General features: G+C 71.3%; 19 protein-coding genes. 11 read left to right on the top strand and 8 right to left on the bottom strand.

Features of this window, described 5'->3' with window-relative positions; all coding sequences use genetic code 11:
• Positions 1–186 precede the first annotated feature (186 nt).
• From AB0J80_RS29330 to AB0J80_RS29300, 7 genes are all read right to left on the bottom strand, one after another.
• Positions 187–1,659: an alpha-amylase family glycosyl hydrolase gene (locus AB0J80_RS29330; protein ID WP_364711200.1), complete on the bottom strand. Its 1,473-nt coding sequence runs from the start codon at positions 1,657–1,659 to the stop codon at positions 187–189.
• A complete protein-coding gene (locus tag AB0J80_RS29325; protein WP_364711197.1) occupies positions 1,656–4,394 on the bottom strand; it encodes a glucosidase in 2,739 nt (912 codons plus the stop codon). Before AB0J80_RS29325 ends, AB0J80_RS29330 begins: the two co-directional genes overlap by 4 nt.
• Positions 4,395–4,428: 34 nt before the next feature.
• Complete coding sequence (gene sulP, locus AB0J80_RS29320) at positions 4,429–6,183, bottom strand: sulfate permease (protein WP_364711194.1); 1,755 nt, start codon at positions 6,181–6,183, stop codon at positions 4,429–4,431.
• The gene (locus AB0J80_RS29315) at positions 6,147–6,731 is read right to left on the bottom strand and encodes a hypothetical protein (protein WP_364711191.1); all 585 of its coding nucleotides are present in this window, start codon (positions 6,729–6,731) and stop codon (positions 6,147–6,149) included. The genes sulP and AB0J80_RS29315 overlap by 37 nt, the downstream gene beginning before the upstream one ends.
• 13 nt (positions 6,732–6,744) lie before the next feature.
• Positions 6,745–7,167 carry a hypothetical protein gene (locus AB0J80_RS29310; RefSeq protein WP_364711190.1) on the bottom strand — a complete coding sequence of 141 codons (423 nt, stop codon included), beginning with the start codon at positions 7,165–7,167 and terminating at the stop codon, positions 6,745–6,747.
• A gap of 21 nt (positions 7,168–7,188) precedes the next feature.
• Entirely contained in the window at positions 7,189–7,584 is a 396-nt protein-coding gene (locus AB0J80_RS29305; RefSeq protein WP_364711188.1) for a hypothetical protein, read from the bottom strand.
• Between the two features lie 114 nt (positions 7,585–7,698).
• Positions 7,699–8,226, bottom strand: coding sequence for a DUF1269 domain-containing protein (locus AB0J80_RS29300; RefSeq protein WP_364711186.1), 528 nt, complete (start codon positions 8,224–8,226; stop codon positions 7,699–7,701).
• A 116-nt stretch (positions 8,227–8,342) separates the two neighbouring features.
• Between AB0J80_RS29300 and AB0J80_RS29295 the strand changes: the two genes are divergently transcribed.
• From AB0J80_RS29295 to AB0J80_RS29280, 4 genes are all read left to right on the top strand, one after another.
• Entirely contained in the window at positions 8,343–8,546 is a 204-nt protein-coding gene (locus AB0J80_RS29295) for a hypothetical protein (protein ID WP_364711183.1), read from the top strand.
• Positions 8,547–8,625: 79 nt separating this feature from the next.
• Positions 8,626–9,168 carry a hypothetical protein gene (locus AB0J80_RS29290; protein ID WP_364711180.1) on the top strand — a complete coding sequence of 181 codons (543 nt, stop codon included), beginning with the start codon at positions 8,626–8,628 and terminating at the stop codon, positions 9,166–9,168.
• A 184-nt stretch (positions 9,169–9,352) separates the two neighbouring features.
• The gene (locus AB0J80_RS29285) at positions 9,353–9,859 is read left to right on the top strand and encodes a hypothetical protein (protein WP_364711177.1); all 507 of its coding nucleotides are present in this window, start codon (positions 9,353–9,355) and stop codon (positions 9,857–9,859) included.
• Positions 9,856–10,287 (top strand): RDD family protein, encoded by a 432-nt coding sequence (locus tag AB0J80_RS29280; RefSeq protein ID WP_364711176.1) that lies wholly within the window; start codon positions 9,856–9,858, stop codon positions 10,285–10,287. Before AB0J80_RS29285 ends, AB0J80_RS29280 begins: the two co-directional genes overlap by 4 nt.
• A 1-nt stretch (position 10,288) precedes the next feature.
• Here the strand turns inward: AB0J80_RS29280 and AB0J80_RS29275 are convergent, their stop codons facing one another.
• The gene (locus tag AB0J80_RS29275) at positions 10,289–11,071 is read right to left on the bottom strand and encodes a metallophosphoesterase (RefSeq protein ID WP_364711174.1); all 783 of its coding nucleotides are present in this window, start codon (positions 11,069–11,071) and stop codon (positions 10,289–10,291) included.
• A gap of 263 nt (positions 11,072–11,334) precedes the next feature.
• Here AB0J80_RS29275 and AB0J80_RS29270 point away from each other — a divergent pair, with 263 nt between their 5' ends.
• From AB0J80_RS29270 to AB0J80_RS29240, 7 genes are all read left to right on the top strand, one after another.
• Complete coding sequence (locus tag AB0J80_RS29270; protein ID WP_364711172.1) at positions 11,335–13,974, top strand: LuxR C-terminal-related transcriptional regulator; 2,640 nt, start codon at positions 11,335–11,337, stop codon at positions 13,972–13,974.
• Between the two features lie 79 nt (positions 13,975–14,053).
• On the top strand, positions 14,054–14,938 hold the full coding sequence (gene ppk2 / locus AB0J80_RS29265) for a polyphosphate kinase 2 (RefSeq protein ID WP_364711169.1): 885 nt from the start codon (positions 14,054–14,056) through the stop codon (positions 14,936–14,938).
• A 34-nt stretch (positions 14,939–14,972) separates the two neighbouring features.
• A complete protein-coding gene (locus tag AB0J80_RS29260) occupies positions 14,973–15,218 on the top strand; it encodes a hypothetical protein (protein ID WP_364711167.1) in 246 nt (81 codons plus the stop codon).
• A 176-nt stretch (positions 15,219–15,394) separates the two neighbouring features.
• The gene (locus AB0J80_RS29255) at positions 15,395–15,856 is read left to right on the top strand and encodes a hypothetical protein (protein WP_364711165.1); all 462 of its coding nucleotides are present in this window, start codon (positions 15,395–15,397) and stop codon (positions 15,854–15,856) included.
• A gap of 53 nt (positions 15,857–15,909) precedes the next feature.
• A complete protein-coding gene (locus AB0J80_RS29250) occupies positions 15,910–16,359 on the top strand; it encodes a hypothetical protein (RefSeq protein WP_364711164.1) in 450 nt (149 codons plus the stop codon).
• Positions 16,360–16,573: 214 nt separating this feature from the next.
• On the top strand, positions 16,574–17,044 hold the full coding sequence (locus AB0J80_RS29245) for a DUF6069 family protein (protein ID WP_364711162.1): 471 nt from the start codon (positions 16,574–16,576) through the stop codon (positions 17,042–17,044).
• Between the two features lie 9 nt (positions 17,045–17,053).
• Positions 17,054–17,530, top strand: a complete 477-nt coding sequence (locus tag AB0J80_RS29240; protein ID WP_364711161.1) for a hypothetical protein — start codon at positions 17,054–17,056, stop codon at positions 17,528–17,530.
• Positions 17,531–17,539: the final 9 nt, after the last annotated feature.

Below are 17,539 nucleotides of genomic sequence, written 5' to 3'. Positions count from 1 at the left end.
GCCCGCAGGGGTGCGGCCACCATCCCGGTACGCCTCGGTGAGGGACCGCGGCGTTGGTACAGCGCGCGGGCCGCCGCGAAGACCACCCGGGTGGCGGACACCGATCAGGCCGGCGGCGAGCGCCACCGGCGATTTCGGGTACGGCGACCGCCACCCCCGCCGCTTCCAGCCGTTCCAGGGGCCGGATCAGTACGCCTCGAGCGCCAGCACGTGCGAACCCCACGGGGGCAGATCGACGTAGAGCCCCGCCCCGGCGAGCTCAGCGCCGTCGCGCCGGTACACCTGTCCTTCCACCAGATCGGTGAGCCGCCAGTCGCGGCCGCGCAGGGCCTCCCACGGCAGGACCACACGGCCTTGCGAGGCGTGCCCGGAGAGGTTGACCACGACCAGGTGGTGCGGCAGGCCGCCGTGCCAGGCCCAGGCCAGCAGGTCCCGGTGCGTCGGGTTGTCCGGCCAGCCGTTGACGCCGAGCAGGGTCCAGCTGCCCCGCCGCAGCACGGCGGCCGCGGCGATCAAGCGGTGGTAGAAGCGGCTCAGGTCGGCGCGGGCCGGCTCGTACGGCCACCGGCCGAGGAACACCGGGAGCTGTACCCGGCTGCCCTCGAGCTGGCCCTGATGCCACAGCGTGGCGCCCGGGAGCGTGGCGACAGCCACCGCGGCGGCGCGGTCACGTCCGGCGGGCAGGGCCGTCGCGGCGCGGGGCTCGTCGTGGTTCTCGATGAAGCGGATGAGCCGCTCCTGGTAGTCCGTCCGGGCACCCAGGTGCAGGCGTACGGCTTCGGCGTTCTCGCCGACGAGGCGGTCGTAGAGGCGTTTGTCGTAGCAGAAGTCGAAGCCCTGCTGCTGCAGCGTCCACTCCATGTCCCAGTACGCCTCGGCGATCAGCACCGCGCCCGGGTGCCGGCGGCGTACCTGTCCGATGACGGTCGGCCAGAACTCCTCGGCCGGCGCGGGACCCGCGTACTCGCCCCAGGTCTTGCCGAAGACGTCGTTCGTCAGCAGCATCGCCATGTCGCAGCGGACGCCGTCGCACTGGCTCAGGATGTCGCCCAGGACGTCCACGGTCGCCTGCCGCAGCTCGCCGCTGTACGCGTTGAGCTGCACGACGTCAGGCCAGGGAGGGAAGTACGGGTCGCGACCATGGGCCACCACCCGGCCGCCGACGTCGCACCACGCCGCGGGGTCCTCGGCGAGGTCGTCGCGGCTGCCCTGCACGAACCAGCCGGGATGCGCCGTCACGGCCGGGTGGTCGGGGGCGACGTGGTTCGGGACGTAGTCGAGGATCAGGCGCAGGCCGCGCCGGGCGAGCTGGGCGCGGGCCACGGCGAGCGCCTCCGGGCCGCCGAGCCGCCGGTCGACCACGTAGCGTCGGACGCAGTACGGCGAGCCGACGACATCGTCCGGGGTCAGATCCGGCAGCGCCGCGCGGAAGGCCTCCTGGAGCGCCGGGTTGTGCCGGGCCACGTCGAGCCCGGCCGGACTGCGCTCCCACACGCCCATCAGCCACACGGCGTTCGTTCCCACCGGTGCCAGCTCGTCCCACACCCGCGCCGGCACGTCGGCGAGTGTCGCCGTGGGCCCCAGGCACGGGCGCATAGCGGCCAGCCAGGGCACCGTGTTCACCTCGAAGACGACGGGGTGCAAGGGCCAGCCGGTCATCGGACGTCCCCTCCGGACCGCTCCCGCCGGACGCCGATCAGGCCGCGTTCGAGCAGGTCCTCACTGGTCAGGCCGGCGAACAGGTGCGGGAGCACCGCGACCAGCCCGGTCCAGCCGGTCTGGTGGGAGGCGCCCAGGCCGGCCCCGTTGTCGCCGTGGAAGTACTCGGAGAAGGTCACCAGGTCGCGCCAGTGGTCGTCGCCGGCGAAGACGGACTGGCCGCCGTAGCAGGGCCGGTGCCCGTCCTCGCCCGGCAGGAAGATCCGCGTCAGGCGGTTCGCGATCTCGCGGGCCACCTCGAAGAGCGTCATCCGCGTCCCCGAGCCGGTCGGGCACTCGACGGTGAAGTCGTCGCCGTAGCAGACGTGCAGGTTGAGCAGCGCGCGGATCATGAGCACGTTCATCGGGAACCAGATCGGCCCCCGCCAGTTCGAGTTGCCGCCGAACATGCCGGTGTCCGACTCCGCCGGCTGGTACGACACCTGGAACCGGCGGCCGTCCACCTCCAGGTCGTAGGGCTGCGCGGCGTGATGGCGCGACAGCGAGCGGATCCCGTACGGGCTGAGGAACTCCTCCTCGTCGAGCATCCGCTCCAGGATGCGGCGCAGCCGGGGCTCGTCGAAGAGCGCCAGCAGGTGGTAGCCGCGCTCGCCGCGGGGCCGGCCCTCGGACGACACCGCGGCCACGCTCGGGTGGCGGGCGATGAACCCCTGGGCGTCGGCGAGCAGCTCGGGGTACTTCCCGGTCACCTCGGGCCCGATGACCGTGGCGGCGGCCAGCGGCAGCAGCCCGACCATCGAGCGCACCCGCAGCCGGGTGGCGCTGCCGTCGGGACGCCGCAGCAGGTCGTAGAAGAAGCCGTCCTCCTCGTCCCACATCGTCTCGGCCTTGCCGGACGTGTGGTTGACCGCGACCGCGATCCACGCGAAGTGTTCGAAGAAGGTCTGCGCCTGCTCGAGGTAGACGGGATCCTCCTCGGCCAGCTCCACCGCGATCTGCAGCATGTTCTGGCAGTACAGGGCCATCCAGGCCGTACCGTCCGCCTGGTCCAGGTGGCCGCCGGTCGGCAGCGGGGCGCTGCGGTCGAAGACGCCGATGTTGTCGAGGCCGAGGAACCCGCCCTGGAAGACGTTGCGGCCGTCGACGTCCTTGCGGTTCACCCACCAGGTGAAGTTCTTGGCGAGCTTGTGGAACGCGTTCTCCAGCCAGGCGCGGTCGCCCCGCCCGGTACGCGACTTCTCGAGCTCGTACAGCAGGTACGTGGCCCACGCGTGCACCGGCGGGTTCACGTCGCTGAAGTTCCACTCGTACGCGGGGATCTGCCCGTTGGGATGCAGGTAGCGCCGGCTCAGCAGCAGGTCGAGCTGCGCCTTGGCGAAGGCCAGGTCGACCATGCCGAGGGTGACGGCATGGAAGGCGAGGTCCCAGGCGGCGAACCAGGGGTACTCCCACGTGTCCGGCATCGAGATGACGTCGTGGGCGAGCAGGTGGAACCAGTCGCCGTTGCGCACGCCCCGGGCCTCCAGCGGGTCCAGGCCGTGCTCGCCCAGCCACTGCTCGACGTCGTAGCCGAAGTACTGCTTGCTCCACAGCATCCCGGCGAGCGCCTGCCGCACCACCTGCCGTTCGTCGTCGCTCAGCTCCGGGGCGAGCAGGTCCCGGTAGAACTCGTCGGCCTCGTCGCGCCGCTGCTGCACGATCTCGTCGAAGGCTTGCGGATCGGTGCGGGCGTCGGGCCGGCCCGCGACGACGGCCTCGTCGGTGAGGCGTACCCGGATCGTCGCCGACCCGCCGGGCGGCAGCGTCATCGCGACGTCGACGGCGACCTTGGTGCCGGTGGCCGCCGGGTTCACCGCCGTGTCGTCGCCGCCGACCACGAACCGGTCGATGCCGTCCTTGACGTACGGCGACGGGTTGGGCGTACCGAAGAGCCGTTCGGCGTTGGTGTCGTTGCTGGTGAACAGCAGGCGGTGGGCGCCCTGGCAGAGCAGCCACCGGTCACCGAGGCGATGGTGGGTCGCCGCGACGACGGACGCCCCGGGCACGCCGGGCACCTCGCGCAGGTGCGGCCGGTTGCCGTTGGAGCCCCAGGACCACGTGTTGCGGAACCACAGGGTCGGCAACAGGCGCAGGTCGGCCGGGTCCGGTCCGCGGTTGTGCGCGGTGATCCGCAGCAGCACGTCCTCGGGGCCGGCCTTGGCGTACTCCACGACGACGTCGAAGTAGCGGTTCTCCGCGAAGACCCCGGTGTCGAGCAGCTCGTACTCGAACTCCGTGCGGCTGCGGGACCGGTTGGTCGCCACCAGGTCGCCGTAGGGGAACTCGCGCTGCGGGTACTTGTAGAGCATGCGCTGATAGGAGTGCGTCGGCGTGGCGTCCAGGTGGAAGTAGTACTCCTTGACGTCCTCGCCGTGGTTGCCCTCGGCGTTGGTCAGCCCGAAGAACCGCTCCTTGAGGATCGGGTCGCGCCCGTTCCACATCGCGACGGCCAGGCACATCCATTGCTGGTCGTCGCTGAAGCCGGCTATGCCGTCCTCGCCCCAGCGGTACGCGCGGGAGCGCGCCTGGTCGTGGCCGAGATAGGTCCATGCCTCCCCGTCCGCGCTGTAGTCCTCGCGGACCGTCCCCCACTGCCGGTCGCTCAGATAGGGACCCCATCGACGCCAGCCGGCGCCTGTCGTGCCGGCCTCGCGCAGCCGTCGCTGCTCGGCCCCGGAGGGTGCTGCACTCGTCATGCCGCCATGCTGGCTGCGCCCGGTGACGGCCGCGTCACCCTGGGCGGATGACCCCTCGTTCCCACGTGGCACCCGTCCGCACCCGGTACGCGGCCACGGCATCGTCCAGCGTGGGGAAGAAGTGTGCGGGGTCGAGCGGACCGGCCAGGCCGTACCGGTCGATCTTGCGCCGCACCGGGTCCTTCAGCTCCGCGAACACGAGCGACGTCCCCCGGGCGTTCAGCTCCCGGTCGAGGGCCTCCAGCATGTCCGCGGCCGTGGTGTCGACGTCGGTCACGGGCTCCGCCGCCAGCACGATCCAGCGGGGCGCCGGGTCCCGGCGGGCCAGCCGCCGGATCTGGTCGCGGAACACCCGGGCGTTGGCGAAGATCAGCGGCGCGTCGAAGCGGAACATCACCAGGCCCGGCAGGCGCTCGGCCTCCGGGTACGAACGCAGGTCGTGGTAGCCCTGCAGGCCCGTCGTGCGGCCCAGCTCCGCCTGGTACGGCCACCACACCCGGCGGAAGACGTTGAGCACCGACAACCCGACCGCCAGGCCGATGCCCGGCAGAACCCCGAGCAGCGCCACGCCGAGGAATGCCGCGAGCGACACGAGGAACTCGAGGCGGCGGCGGTGCCACAGCCGTACCGTGCCGGGGATGTCGGCGAGCGACAGCGACGCGGCGATCACCACGGCACCGAGCGCCGGCTGCGGCAGGTCGCGCAGGAGCCCGGGCGTGAGCAGCAGCATCACGAGGATGACGGCCGCGCCGACGACGCCGGTCAGCTGCGTACGGGCACCCGACTGCTCGGCCACCGCGGTGCGCGAGCCACTGGTGCTGACCGGGAAGCCCTGGAAGAAGGAGGCCGCGATGTTGGCGGCGCCGACGCCCTTCATCTCCTGGTCCGCGCGGACCTCCTGGTTCGAGCGGGCCGCGAAGGAGGAGGCGGTCGAGATGGTGTCCGTCAGCGACACGACGGTGATCCCGACCGCGCCGACCATCAGCAGCCCCAGCTGCGACCAGGACGCGTGCGGCAGCGTCAGCGGCGGGAACCCGGCCGGCAGCGGGCCGACGAGCTGCACTCCCCGCTCCCCCAGGTCCAGCAGCCAGGTGGCCGCGATCGCCCCGACGACCGCGACCAGCACCGCCGGCACCTTGGGGAGCCAGCGCTGCAGGACGACGATGACGGTCAGGGTGAACAGGCCCACCGCCAGCGCCGCGGGGACGGTCTCGCCCCCGGCCACCCCGCGGACAAACCCGGCCGCCTCGCTGATGAGATTGTCACCGTCGACGGAGAAGCCGAACAGCTTGGGCAGCTGTCCCACCAGGATCGTCACGGCGAGGCCGTTCATGTAGCCGATCTGCGTCGGCTGGGACAGCAGGTCGGCGATGAACCCGAGCTTCGCGATGCCGGCCGCCGTCATGGTCAGGCCGACGAGCAGCGCGAGCATCGACGCCAGGCCCATGGCCACGGCCGGGTCCCCGCCCGACCCCACGATCGGGATGAGCACCGCGGCGATCATCGGGCCCAGGGACGAGTCGGGCCCGACCACGAGGATCCGGGAGGCGCCGAACAGGGCGTAGCCGAGCAGGCCGAAGACCGTGGTGTACAGGCCGGTGATCGGTGGCAGGCCGGCGAGCTCCGCGTACGCCATCCCCTGCGGCACGAGCAGCGTCGACAGGACCAGTCCCGCGACGACGTCCTTGGCCAGCCAGGTCCGCCGGTAGCCCGAAGCGACCCCGAGGCCGGGGATCCAGCGGGCCGCCGCGTTCATCGCCGGGTCCAGCGAGGTCCGACGATCAGCCATTCCGCCTCCCACGAGCGCAAGCGGCGGCGATCGAGCCGCCAGACGACGATCCGCCGGACGCCGCCCAGACAGGTGGCCAGCCCGCCCAGGGCCAGCAGCGCCGCCATGACGGCGTCGAGGGTGGCGCTCCGGCGGCCGGGCGGGGGGACCACCGTGCCGTGGTCGTCGACCCAGATCGGCATCGTGCTGCCGGCTCGCAGGCCCTCGGTCGCGGAGATGGCCCCCGACCGCTCGACGCCGTCCGGCCCGGTCCAGCGCCCCTGCACCCGTACGGTGCTGGACACCGGCATGGCGTCGCTCGCACCACCCTGACGGACGGCGTCCTCGAGCAGGACGGCCACCACGGCGACGTGGTGCCGCCGCTCCCACTCGCCGGCCCGTTCGGCACCGCGGTACGTCGTCCGCGCTGTCCACCAGGCCGCCAAGGGACCCGCGAAGACCATCGCCACCACCAGGACGAACGTCAGCCACGCCTGGACGCGGTCGGTGCCCCGGCGCAGCGGCATCCGCACCCACGGCATCCGGCGTCGGATCCGCTTCCCCCACATGCCGGCCTCCCTGTCATGAGCGGCCCTGGGCGTCGGCCACCTCTGCCCCGTGTACGGCCACCGCGTAGATCACGACGGCGGTCATGGCGATCGCCGTGACGGACCACACCGGATAGACGCTGAGGAACGCGAAGTTCACCCAGGCCGCCGAGCCCGCGAGCACGATCGCGGTGTACCGCGCCCACCGGCGCCCGGCCGTCAGTCCCGCTCCCGCCGCCACGGCCACGGCGCCGAGCACGATGTGGAACCAGGCCAGTGCCGTCACCCCCACGGGCAGCAGCAGGTCGGCGCGGCCGCCGGCCAGAACCTCCGGGCGGAACAGGGCGATGACGCCCGTGCCGACGTGCACCGCCCCGAGCATGACGAGCATGAGCGCCCCGAGCAGGACCCAGGCCACCCAGGCCGTCGCCGTGCTGCGCTCCACCGTTCCCGACATCGAGCCCTCCCTGTGCCGGGCTCAGCAGGTGCCCGACATGGCATCGCCGAGGTTCTGGACGCTGCTCCGCAGGGTCGTCCGAGTCGCCTGCACGGCCGCCAGCGTCTTTGCGTCAGGCGCGGCCCGGGCGTCGTCCACGCTCACGCGGAACTGGTTCGCGGCGTTCTTCACCATGTCGATCTCCGGTGCGAACTGTGCCTTGGCGTCCGCGGCGAGCTGCTGGAGATCGGTTCTGAGCTGCTGGAGGCCCGTCTCGAGCTGAGTCAGGCCGTTCTCGCTGACATTGGCGTCGCGGACGTGGTCCATCGTGGTCTGGACGGCATCGAGGCTGTCGCACACGGGCGGCTGGTCCGAGCCACATCCGCCGGTCCCGAGCAGCGCCGCCGTCACCACGAGAATGACTGGAATCGGTCTCATGCCGTCGAGCCTGCCCGGCGCGCCCGCATCCGACGTCATCTCGCCGGGATGAACGGCTCCCGGAACGCCGGATGCCGGCCCGCTCCCCAGCCGGCCGGCATCCCGCCTCCACCCCTAAGCTGACGCGGCCGCCGCCTGGTCGGACCGGTTGCCGTCGGCACCGCCGTGCAGCGCCTCCTGCAGCTCCGCCTCGGTCTCCTTGGACAGCGACGACTTGAGCACGGTTCCACCGAAGCGGGCCAGTCCTTCGACCGCCTTGTCGGGGGTGACGTGCTCGACCACGAGGAAGAGCGCGGACGTGCCGGGCTGCACCTGGTCGCGTACCTGATCCTGGAATTCCTTGCTGATCGCGCCCTTGGTCATCTTGCCCATCAGGGCGCCCAGGCCGGCACCGACGGCCATGCCGAGGAAGGGGATGAAGAACAGCATGCCGAACAGCAGCCCCCAGAACATCCCCCAGGTGGCTCCCCCTCCCACCGCATGGTGGTTGGTGGTGACGTGGAACTTGCCCTCGCGGTCACGAATGATCACCGCGATCGCGTCGGGCTGAATGATGAGGTCCTTGGCCAGCCGCTGGGCCTCCAGCGACGCGGCCGTCGCGGTGGTCTCGTCGGGGTATCCGATGGCGACGAGTGTTGCCATGATTCGTCCACATCCCTTCCTCGAACCGGTCGGACCCAGTCAGTCATGCCGGCCTTGGACGGACCTCATTCCGCACGAATGAAGCAGGGACGGCGACACGCGGGCACGGTGTTGGCATGAGTGTGCAGTACGAGATCTGCGTAGAGGGCCTCCTCGGCCCGGTGCTGCGATGCGCGTTCGCCGACGTGCATTGCGAGGCCGTCGCCCGGCACTCGACGATTCGCGCACGGCTGTCCACGGAGCAGCTCCGTCATCTGCTGATCCGCCTGGACCGGTCCGGTGTCGAGCTGATCAAGGTCCAGGTCATCCAGCCTGGATGACGCAGCACCGGGTCACGTCCGGGAAGGATCGGGTGGGGCGTCACCGCTCCGTCGTCCGATCAGGAAGGAGAGCGAGCAAATGGCCATCGGTCCGGTGCAGATGATCGTGCTCGGCTTCAATCATCCGAACTTCCACGGCGAGGTGATCGAAGAGCTCGAGAGACTCCGCAGGAGCGACACGGTACGCGTCATCGACGCGCTCGCCGTCTACAAGGACGCCGACGGCGAGATCGAGGTCGAGCACCTGAGCAACCTGTCCACCGAGGAAGCCGTCGAGCTCGGCAGCAAGATCGGCGCGCTGGTCGGGCTCGGCATCGACGGCGAGGCCGGCATGGAGGCCGGCGCGGCCGCCGGCGCCGAGACGGCGGCGACGCAGGGCCTGCAGGCGTTCACCGACGCCGACGCCTGGGACATCATCGCGGAGATCCCCAACGACACGGCCGCGGCGTTGCTGCTGATCGAGCACCACTGGGCGGTGCCGTTGCGCGACGCCATCGCCCGCGCCGGCGGGTACCGGCTCGGCGACGGCTTCATCAGCCCGCTGGACCTGGTCGGCATCGGCCTGGTGACCGCGGAGGAGGCCAAGGAGCTGCACGACCTCGAGACCGCGGCTCATCGATAAGGAGGTACGGACATGTTCGGATCCCGTCGGGTGGCCCGGCGCACCGCGCGCCGCACGGCACGGCGTGTGTCGCGACGCCGCCGTTGACGACGACCATCGGATGCAGCCGGGCTCCAGGGCCCGGCTGCATCATTCATCCCTGGCGGGTGGCCCACTTCTCCCCCTGGCACGGCACCGTGGAGCCATGACGATCTCCGATCACCACCATGCGGCACCCGAGCGGACCACCGCCGTGCCGACCCGGTGGAGCGATGCGGCGCTGGGAGCCGCGGCGGGCCTCGCCCGCGACGTGGGTCGGGCCGTGCAGCGGCGGCGGTCACGCGTCGCCGAGCTCGCCGAGCGGGGTGCGGTGGAACGGGCCCGGTACCGGCGGGCGACCGTGCAGGCGGCCGAGGCGGCGGTCACCGCCGTCGCCACGTCCCCGGTGATCGACCGAATCGTGGATCACCAGCTCGAACGGGTGCTGCGTCCGGTGGTGCTCGCCGTGCTCGACGACGTCCTGCTGCTGCTCGAGAAGGAACCGGACCGGATCCAGGCGCTGATCCGCGGTCAGCGCGAGAGCATGGTGGACGAGCTGGTCGGCCGGCTGCGGGCCGGCGCGGAAGCCGGTGACACCGCGGTCGATCGGCTGACCTTCCGGATGCTGCGGCGGGCTCCCCGGTCGGAACCGGCGCCACCCGCCGACCTGTGAGCACCCCGGCGCCGCGGGACTACGCCGGCCCGGTCAGCCGGGCGATCGCATACGCCCTCGACACGCTGATCGTCGCCTCCTTCTTCACCGGCGGCGCCGCCCTCGCCGGTTTCATCACCTCCGTCATGGGCGCGGAGATCCACGATCTGACGCGTGCCGCCGCCTCCGCCCTCCTCCTCATGCTCCCGGCCATGCTGGCGGCCTACTGCGCGCTGTTCTGGGCCCTCGCCGGCCGGACCCCCGGCATGGCGTTGCTGGGCCTGCGCGTCGTCGCCGTTCGTCCGCAGCACCTGTCCTGGATCTCCGCGGCCGTCCGTGCGGTGGTGCTGGCGTACTTCCCAATTGGTGCGGTGTGGGTGCTCGTCGACCGCCGGCACCAGGGGGTCCACGACAAGCTGGCCCGTACCGCCGTGGTCCGGGTGGGCTGACTCAGCGGCTCCTCTCCCAGCGCCGCACCGGCCCGGTGCACCACCCCGAAGCGTCCTGGTGGCGTTCCTCGATGGTGATGAGCTCGGCGTCCACCCTGATCACGGTCCACGAGCGGCCGACACCGCGGAGACGCCGGCTGGTGGCGGTGCCGGCCACCACCTCGATCGGGCGGTGCGCGCTTCCGGGAAGCCGGACCGGGCCGGCAGCCGGTACGTGGGTGTGCCCGGCCAGCACCAGGTCCACCCGGGCGGCGGCGAGGGCCGTCAACAGGTGGCGGCGGCCCACCATCGTCGCGAGGCCCGTGGCGCTGGGCGGATGGTGTACGGCCAGCAGCCGGATGTCGTCCACCGGCGCCGCACCCAGCACCGTCCCGACCGCGTCGCACTGGCGCCTCGACACCCGGCCGCTCTTCCACCGCCATGCCGGTGCGGTGGGCAGCCCGAACGCCGCCAGGCCGGGCAGCCGCACCACCGGCTCGAGGTCGGGCTCGGCGAGACGCCGGTACCGCCGGTACGGCGCGACCAGCCGCTGGACGCTGATCAACGGGACGTCGTGGTTGCCGAGAACCACCAGCCGCCGACCCGGCAGCCGGTCGAGCAGGCCCCGGGCCTGACGGAACTCCCCGGTCCGGGCACGCATGGTGCAGTCGCCGGTCACCACGGTCAGCGTCGGCCGCGCCGCCGCGACGTCGGCAATCACCGATTCCGCGGCTTCGGGATCGTGCGCTCCCAGGTGGAGGTCGGACAGGTGCGCTACCACGAGCCCGGCAGGACCCGCGGTCATCGACGGCCCGCTGCTGTCTGACCAGTCATGACCGACCTCCGGCGTTGCGATCGAGCGACTGCGATCCCTGCCTATGACCAAACACCGGGAGTGCTCGGCTGCGCACCATCCGCCGAGGAGGAACGGGACAGAAATTATCCGATCCGGACGATGTGGCACTCTCGTCCGGCCGTAAGGCTGAGTCACGCAGCTCCGTGGTTGCCCCACAGGAGGGAGGACCCGTGCGTGCTGATCTTGTTGTCACCACGCCCATGATCGGTCCGGTGACGGATGGCGATCCCCTGCTCGAGTCCAAGTTCGAGATACCCGAACGTCCGCGCTTCATGGTGGCGCGGCCCCGCCTGCTCGAAGCGCTCACTACCCGCCGGGACATCCCGGTAACCCTGGTGGTCGGTCCTGCCGGTAGCGGCAAGACCCAACTGGTGGCCTCGTGGATCCGCGGCGGAACCATGGACGACGCCGTGGCATGGATCACCTTGGAGGACGAAGACGACCAGTCCGCAGTGTTCTGGACGTACGTCGTGGCGGCACTCCAGCGCGCCGGAGTACCGGTGTCGCCGTCGCTGGTCCCACTGCCGTCGCGCACCGAAGTGGACCGGTCGTTCCTGGTACGGCTGGCGGCCGAGCTGGCCGACCTGGACAGGCCGCTGCTGCTCGTCCTCGACGGCGTGTCGAGCGTCGGAGGAGAACAGTGGGCCATGGAGCTGGAGTTCGTCCTCCGGCACGCGAGCCCGAGACTGAGGCTGGTGCTGATCGGCAGGTGGGATCCGCCGCTGCCCCTGCACCGGTACCGCCTCGCCGGGCGACTCACGGAAATCCGCAGCGAGAATCTCGCCTTCACCGCCGAGGAGGCCGCCGCACTGCTCACCCTGCACGGCGTGAACCTGAGCGCCGCGGGGTTGGCGTCGCTGCTGGAACACACCGAGGGATGGGCGGCCGGCCTGCGGCTGTTCGCCATGGCCCTGCAGGACCACCGCGACGCCGAACGCCTCCTCGACACCATCACAGGCAACGAGGCGACCATCGCCGAATACTTCGTCGACGAGGTGCTGCGGGTCCAGCCGCCGCACGTGCGGGCGTTCCTGCTGGAGGCGAGCATCCTCGAAACGTTCACCCCCGAACTGGCCGAGGCCGTCACGGGGCGCAGCGACGCCCGCAGGCTGCTGATGGAGCTCGAGCGGCGCAATGCGTTCGTCCAGCCGGCGACGGAGTACTCGAAGGCGTACCGGTTCCATCGGCTCTTCGCGGAGCTGCTCCGCGCTCAGCTGATGTGTGAGGCCCCGGAACAGGTACCGGAGCTGCACCGCCACGCGGCACGGTGGTTCGCCGCACACGGCCAGACGGTCGAGGCGGTCCATCACGCCGTGAAGGCACGGGACTGGCACACCGCCGCCACGATCACGCTCGACCACTACGCGATCGGCCGCGTGGCGATCGAGGGGCGGACCGGCCGGCTGGGTGCGCTGCTGGGCCAGCTTCCCGACGACTGCGACGACGCCGAGGTGGCGATGGTGGTCGCCGCGCTCGAGCTGGCCGACGCGTCGGTCGACCGCAGCGCCCGCCACCTGGCCCGCGCTCAGGATCTGGTCATCGGCCGCGGCTGGGAGTACGGCAAGGGCCTGGCCCTGGCGGATTCCGTCCTCAGTGTTCTCGTCGCCGCGGCCCGCGGGGACCATGCCCAGGTCCTCCAGCTGAGTCCCGCCACCGAGCAGGCCCTCGCCGACGCGCCGCCTGAGATCCTGGCGAGGCGTCCGGAGCTGCGCATGCTTACGCTTTCGGCACGAGGCTTCGCGCACAGCTGGCTGGGAGCCGTCGACGCCGCCGCGATATGCCTCGCGGAGGTCGTGGCCACCACGGCGCCCAGGTGCCGGTACCTGGCGATCGACTGCCTCCAGCACCTCGCCCTGATCGAGGCCTACCGCGGTCGTCTCGGACATGCCGAGCAGCTGGCCACCGAGGCCTTGGACGCGGCCGATCGATGCGGGCTGGAGCAGGCGCGCCGGCCGATCGTCGCCCACGCCGCCCTCGGGTGGGTGGCGATGGAGCGGTACAGCGTCGACGCAGCCGGCCGTCACCTGCGCGCGGCGGACCCGAAACGTCATCCCCGCGACGACGGGGCGGCCGCTGCCGCTTTCGCGCTGGTGAAGGCGCGCCGGCTGCAGGCCCGGGGCGAGCTGCGAGGGGCGATGAGCCAGCTCGCCGAGGCCTCGACCGGTCCCGTACCACCGGAGTGGCTGGCCCGGGAGATCAGCGTGTCCCGGGGCCATCTGGCGATCGCCACCGGACGGGCCGGCGAAGCGCTGGAGGAGGTCGGCCGGTTCGCCCAACCGCAGCCGCCGGAGGTCGTGGTGCTCCACGCAGCCGCGCTGGCCGCCGGTGGTGAGCCGGACCTGGCGGCCGACACGCTCATGCCGGTGCTGACATCGGCCGGATCCACCCCGCCGATCCGCGTGGAGGCCTGGTTGGTCATGGCGACGATCGCGGAGCAGACGGGCGACGCCGACACCGCACGCGGCGCCCTGCGGCACGCCCTGCGGGAGGCCCTCCCGGAGTCGCAGCGGCGCGCCGTGCAGCAGGTCTGGGCACGACTACGCCGCGTGCTGCGCGACGACGACGAGCTGACTCAGCAGTACCGGGCCCTGCAAGGCGACACCCCGGCGCCCTCGTCCGCCGGTTGTCGCAAGTCGGACGCCGGCAGCCTGGTCATCGTCGAAGCGCTGAGCCGGCGGGAGATGGAGGTCCTGCAGGGCATGGCCGGGATGCTGCCGACCGAGGAGATCGCCGCCACGCTGTACGTCTCGGTCAACACGGTGAAGACCCACGTGCGCAGCATCCTGCGCAAGCTGTCCGCCTCGCGGCGCAACGAGGCGGTTCGCCGGGCACGCTCGCTCGGGCTCATCTGACGCGTCACTCGTCCGGGATGACGTCGCCGGACGAGTGACCCACGAGGCTGGGAGCCAGCCGGTCGAAGGGAGGACGACGATGCCCGGGTCACCACCGCTCAGGCCGCCGGCCGATCTCGCTGCGGCGTACCAGGAGGCGATGCGGGAGCTCGCGGCGCTGCGGCGCGAGCACTCGACGCTGACACGGAAGCTGAAGGCGGATCACTGCCTGCGGCCGTGGCAGGTCGAGCTGCTGAAGCTGCAGCGCCACCTCGAGGCCGAGGACCTGCGCATGGTCGTGCTCTTCGAGGGGCGCGACGCGGCGGGCAAGGGCGGCGCCATCCGGCGGGTCACGCGGTTCATGAACGAGAAGCACTACCGCGTCGTCGCGCTGGGCCGCCCGACCGAGGAGCAGCGCTCCCAGTGGTACTTCCAGCGCTATGTGGCACAGTTCCCGACCGGTGGAGAGATGGTCCTGTTCGACCGGAGCTGGTACAACCGCGCGATGGTGGAACGGGTCTTCGGGTTCTGCAGCAGCAAGGAGTACCGGGACTTCCTGCGGGGTGTCACCGGCTTCGAGAAGGACCTGGTCCGTCAGGGCACCGTCCTCGTCAAGCTGTACTTCAGCGTCACCAAGGAGGAGCAGGCGCGCCGCTTCGAGCGCCGCCTGACCGATCCCCTGCGCCGGTGGAAGCTCAGCGAGATCGACCTGCAGGCCCAGGACCGCTGGGACGACTTCACCGACCGCAAGTTCGAGATGCTCGTGCGCACCGGCACGAAGGCGGCTCCCTGGCTGATCATCCGTTCCAACGACAAGCAGCGCGCCCGGTTGAACACCATCAAGGTCATCCTCAACGCGGTGGACTACAAGGAGCGCGATGCGGACCTCGACTTCACCCCGGACCCGGACATCGTGGTTCCGGGCCCGGAGGAGGTCGCCCTGATGCGGGCGGAGCTGAAGCGCAGTGGCAGCTTCGCGGGATGACCGTACGGCGAACGCGGCGACGGAGGAAGGGACCATGCCCGAGGCGTCATATCAGGTCACGGTCGCCGGGGTGATCCCGGCGGAGCTGCTGGCGGAGCTGCGGGACTTGACCGTGAACGTGGAACCGCCGGAGACCGTCCTGCACGGGTCGCTCCCGGACCAGTCCGCCGTCGTCGGCCTCATCTCGCGGATCCACGGTCTCGGTCTCCGCCTCATCGAGGTGCGCCGGCTACCTCCCGAGGAGGCCCCGGAGCAACCGCCCGGTCCGCCCGGCTCCTGATTCTCTCACCCATCGCACCGCAGCCGCTCGAGGTCACGCCCCCTCTCAGCGTGAACCCTGCGGCGCTGGATCGTCCCCGGCGAATGACCGGCCGGCCCATATCACTCGCGGCGGATGGCGCGCCGGCCTCCCCCGCCGGGCGACCATGCCCGACGACAGCCGAAAGGAGGGTCCCCATGCTCGGATCGCTCGTGATCGCGGCCTTCCTCGGCGCGCTGATCGCCGTCGACATCGCGGCGTACCGCAGCCGGCGACGCTTCGTTCGTGCCGAGAACACCTTCCGCTGCAGGGCCCGGTTCTGCGGTTATCCGTCGGCGGTCTGGCCCCGGCTGTCCCGGCGCTGGTCGCGGCCGATGTGGGCGGCCTGGGACGACGACATGCTGGTGATCCGGCGGGGTCCGGTCTCGAGCCGGATCATCGTCCTGCGGGCGTCGGTGTCCCAAGGCGTGTACACCCTGCCGGCGGCGGACGTGCGGCGGTGCGGGCCGCACCCGGTCGCGGTCTGTCTGCTGGTGTGGGACGGCTCCCGGATCGAGGTCGCCGCGAGCGGCGACTCGCGGCTGGCCCTGGTCGGGCCCTATCTGACCGCGGCGGTCAACGACCTTCCGCAGGCGCCGGTGCGCCGGCGCCAGACATGACGTCCGGTCGAGCGTCCGGACGACCGAAAAGTACGAGGAGAGGTGGCATCGCCATGTCGGACACCCAGGAAAGGCGCACCTACACCGCGGACGACTCCTATGAGCCCCCGGTGCCCGAACGCACCGGGTGGGTCGGGTTCGTCCTGTTCGGAGGCATCATGCTGGTGATGATGGGCGGGTTCCAGGCCATCGAGGGACTCGTCGCGCTGTTCAAGGAGGACCAGTACCTCGTCACCCGCAACGGCCTGATTCTCACCATGGACTACACCTCCTGGGGATGGACGCACCTGTTCCTCGGGCTCGCCGCCATCGGTATCGGCATCGGCGTCCTGCTCGGTCAGATGTGGGCCCGGGTGCTGGGCATCGTGGTGGCCGTGCTCAGCGCCCTGGCGAACATCGCGTTCCTTCCGGCCTATCCGATCTGGTGCACCATCGTGATCGCGACAGACGTCCTGGTCATCTACGCGCTGGCGGCGCACGGCGATGAGGTCAAGGCACCCTGAGGTGAACGGCGTCCACGCCGGCTCGCCCGCAGCCGCCGCGCAGCGCCCCGAGGTCGTCGGGGCGCTGCGGTCGTTCGCCCTGGGGCGCCGCCGAGGGTGTTCCCGCCCCGTCCAGACCTGTTCACCCTTACCGGATGAGGCACTGGGGCGCCTCCGCCGACGACGCTCGGGCCACGTGCGGCCACGGTAGCCGCGGTGCTCTAGGAGGAACGCCATGACGGCGATGTACCAGTCCGCTAGTCCCTCACCGCGACCGGAGCTCAACGCCGGGCGGCTGTGGGCCGGTGGTGCGGCCACCGCGGTCGTGGCCGCCCTCATCGCGATCGTCGGAATCCTCATCGGTCGTGGCCTCTTCGGCGTGGAGGTGCTCGCGCCCAAGGGCGCAGGCGTGTGGGGCGATGCCAGTACCGGGTGGTACGCCCTCGGCGCCGCGATGCTCAGCCTTCTGGCAACCGGCGTGATGCATCTCCTGCTGCTGTTCACGCCGCGCCCGATGCTTTTCTTCGGCTGGGTGATGACGCTGGCGACGGTGGTGGCGATGCTGGCGCCCTTCGTCACGGATCAGGACCTGGGCTCACGGTTGTTCACCGCGGGCCTCAACTTCATCCTCGGGGTGGCCATCGGCTCGCTCGTTGCGGGTTCCGCGCACACCGCCGTCCGGCCCCTGCCCAGGCTCTACCGCTGAGGAGCGAGAATGACCGACAGTGAACATGCTGCCGCCGCACGTCCGTCGTCTTCCGGACCGGCGCATGCGCGGACGGAGCCCCGGAGCGTCACCGCCTGGCTGGGCTGGGTGGTCTTCACCGGGATCCTGCTCTGCGGGGCGGGTGTGATCAATGCCGTTCAGGGGCTGGTCGCGATCCTCGACGAGAGCTTCTACCACTCGTCGACCGCCGCCCTGGCCGTCGACGTCAACTACGCCGTATGGGGATGGGCGTTGCTGATCCTGGGTGCGGTGCTGGTCGCGGCGGGCGGCGGCGTCATCCTCGGGTACGCCTGGGCGCGGGTCGTCGCCGTGGTGGTCGCCTCCATCAACGCCCTGGTGAACCTCGGCTTCGCGACGGCATACCCGGCGTGGACGATCCTCGCGGTCGGCTTCGACGTGCTGGCGATCTATGCGCTGATCGTCCACGGGGGCGAGGCGAAGACGTTGCGCATCACCCGGAGATGACCGGATGAA

The organism is Actinoplanes sp. NPDC049548 (assembly GCF_040676695.1).
Classification (GTDB): Bacteria; Actinomycetota; Actinomycetes; order Mycobacteriales; family Micromonosporaceae; genus Actinoplanes.
This window is presented reverse-complemented; position numbering and strand designations above follow the sequence as displayed.